The organism is Bradyrhizobium sp. (genome assembly GCF_049586575.1).
GTDB lineage: Bacteria > Pseudomonadota > Alphaproteobacteria > Rhizobiales > Xanthobacteraceae > Bradyrhizobium.
Genome location: NZ_JBAVCF010000491.1, coordinates 1 through 2,687 on the forward strand (window position 1 = coordinate 1; position 2,687 = coordinate 2,687).

Here is a 2,687-nt window from a genome sequence, read left to right on the forward strand (position 1 = left end):
GCGTGCCAGAGATAAAGAACAATAGGGATTATACCCATTTAAGCCGGTTGCGGTGAGGCGGACCAGCCCGAGATTGCGACTGCGTTAGATGAGATAGGCGGCGGCGCCTGACCGCTAGCTCGCCGAGAAGCCCTGCCGGCTCTTCCTTCGAGAGCCTTCCTTACAGCGCCCGCTGACCTGCCCGTTACGGCGATTGTCTTGCCGACCCAGTTGAACACGGGGCTGCGGCGGATTGTTAGCACTTAAGGAGAAATTTCAGCTAATCGCTCGCTGCAGCAAATTTTTCAGTAATAGACCAACGTGCCGTCGATTCACCGGACCGACTGACACCGCGCCAGCGCGTGCGGGATGGTGATGATTTAGAGAGAATAATAATGGCAGACGTCGATCAAAACGTTGCGAGCAAAAGTCCCTTTGCTCCTATAATTCTTCCCGCTCGGACAGGTTGCTTGAGAATAAACGTGCCGCTTGGACTGTCTTCATGGTTGCCTGCGCCCATTTATTCCCCATTCGCCCAAGGGCAGCGTTATCAGTCAACGGGCTCTTTTCCATACAAGTTGCGCGGATTCTGCGGGGTTGGCGGTCGAGTTGGCTGCCGTGTAACGCAACTCGCCACCCACAAACTCGAACTTCCTCAGTTGGTCGATTCCCTCCCAGTTTGGGAATGAACTGCGCTCAATGTGAAGAGTGAGAATACGATCGGGTTCCCTCACGGTGTAGGTGCCGAAATACGCGACCACCCCGTGCGATATCGCTTCGTACTCTTTCAGCGTACCGACCATTCGGTTGTGGGACGCAAATTTCGGTAGATTGGCCGCCATGACTTGTGTGGCGAAACGCGTGCCGTCAAATACCAGCATGCCTTTGGCGTTCGGCCCGAACGGTTCAATCGATGAGCCGTCTGGGCTCACGTAGCGGATAGAAACGAGCGTCCAGGTACCCTTGAATTGATCGACCGCAGGCTGAGCTGTTGCGGCGCGACCACAAAGGAGCGGCCATGCCAGACATACTATCGCGAGGACCGGTATTCTCCGAGACATTTGAAGCTCCTTTAGAATCCAACGCTCTCTTGCTTGGATTTACCCGAAACCTCATCATGTGATAATTCGCTATTGTTGAAACGACCTGTTCGCGGAGGCCGAACAATTCGTGGCACCGAATTTGCGGAAATGTCCGCGTTTGCTGCGATTGCCGAGCAGCGGAGCTTCTCCAAAGCGGCAACCCAACTGGGCGTTGGCCGCTCGACGCTAAGCCAAAATGTTCGAGCGCTGGAGGAAAGACTTGGGATTCGGCTGTTGAACCGGACGACCCGCAGCGTCTCGCTTACTGAGGCAGGTGCACGCTTGCTGGCGCGCGTGCAGCCTTCGCTTTTCGCATTGAAAGCGGCTGCCGATGAACTTGCCGATTATCGACTGAATCCGACTGGACTGCTGCGCCTTGTCGTGCAGCCGCCCGTCGGTACCTTTCTTATCGAACCGATCCTTGCGCGGTTTATGCGTGAGTATCCCGGTATCCAATTGGACGTCGCCGTTGTCAAAATGCCCGCAGATATCGTTAAAGAAGGTTTTGACGCGGGCATTCGCCTCGGAGAGCAAATCGACCACGACATGATCACTATGAGGGTAGTGGGCGAAGTCCGCTTTCTCGTAGTCGCTTCACCTGATTATCTGAAGAATCGCCCTCGGCCCAAAACCCCCCGCGATCTGCGTCACCATGAGTGTATCCGCAATCGCTTGCCGAATGGTGCCATCTTCGGATGGGATTTTGAAAAGAATGGTAGAAGCCTACGTGCCTCGGTCGAAGGTCGTTTGATCGTCAACGACATAGAGCTTTCGCTTCGCGCGGTCCGGGATGGTCTAGGGCTTGCGTATCTGTTGCACGATTATATTGCTGCCGATCTCAAAGCGGGCCGTCTTGTGCCGTTGCTTACGGAATGGTCGCCGAGGCTATCGGGGTTTTTTCTTTATCACCCAAGTCGTCGACAGGTGAGCGGGCCACTACAAGCCTTGATTTCCTTCTTAAAGGCGGAAGCTGTCCGACGCGGCGTTTCCCCGGCAACACCGCCCAGTATGGGCGTCTATCCATCTCACCGTTTGGTAGGGAGGTCGCGCAAATAGGTGACAGAGACTTCCACAGAAGATTCTGCCGTGATGGCAGACATCCAAATTGGCAATTCGGGACTGGAGACTAACCGCTGAAATTCGCGATCTGGCGACAGATGAGCGCCGAGTTTCGACCACGGAGACCGCCACGGGTTTCGCAAATTGGCGGGAACGGCGGACTTTTCCCGCAAGCCGGAAATGGCCCGCAGAGACCGGGTCCGTTCCGGACACATAGGTTACGGTTTATACTGGAGACATGGGTAACACTTTTGGCCCGAAGGGATTATCGATTGGTTCGAGCCTGCATGTCTCGTGGTCGAAGTAACCGAGATCATAAGCCATAAAGCTGACCAGCCAAATCTGGTCGCTGACCTGTTTGATGCCGACGCTTTGGCCGGCGAAGACGAGGCTGAGGTTGATCTTGTGGCGATTGAAGCAGATTCGGCCGCATGTGGTGACGGTGACAGTCTTGTCGTGGAACGGATAATCGAGCTCAGGCAAGCCAGCGTAGGTGCGCGTTGAGGGCAGGTAGAGCTCGGCAGGACAGCGCATGTTAAGCGCTTGGTGCGGCCGCTCGTTGTTGTA

Annotated in this window: 2 protein-coding genes and 1 pseudogene; 1 reads left to right on the plus strand and 2 read right to left on the minus strand. The window is 55.4% G+C overall.

Going from position 1 to position 2,687, the window contains the following annotated elements; genetic code table 11:
- Nucleotides 1–533 precede the first annotated feature (533 nt).
- Entirely contained in the window at nucleotides 534–1,040 is a 507-nt protein-coding gene (locus tag WB528_RS18985; RefSeq protein WP_423889936.1) for a lipocalin-like domain-containing protein, read from the minus strand.
- A 129-nt stretch (nucleotides 1,041–1,169) separates the two neighbouring features.
- On the opposite strand from WB528_RS18985, the gene WB528_RS18990 reads away from it, so the two are divergent.
- On the plus strand, nucleotides 1,170–2,117 hold the full coding sequence (locus WB528_RS18990) for a LysR family transcriptional regulator (RefSeq protein WP_423889937.1): 948 nt from the start codon (nucleotides 1,170–1,172) through the stop codon (nucleotides 2,115–2,117).
- A gap of 228 nt (nucleotides 2,118–2,345) precedes the next feature.
- On the opposite strand, the pseudogene WB528_RS18995 reads toward WB528_RS18990, so the two are convergent.
- Nucleotides 2,346–2,687, minus strand: a pseudogene (locus WB528_RS18995) (integrase); the annotation flags it as partial.

Coding starts and splice junctions, on each gene's coding strand:
- WB528_RS18985 (WP_423889936.1), bottom strand. CDS start 1,040: ATGTCTCGGAGAATACCGGTCCTCGCGATAGTATGTCTGGCATGGCCG.
- WB528_RS18990 (WP_423889937.1), top strand. CDS start 1,170: ATGTCCGCGTTTGCTGCGATTGCCGAGCAGCGGAGCTTCTCCAAAGCG.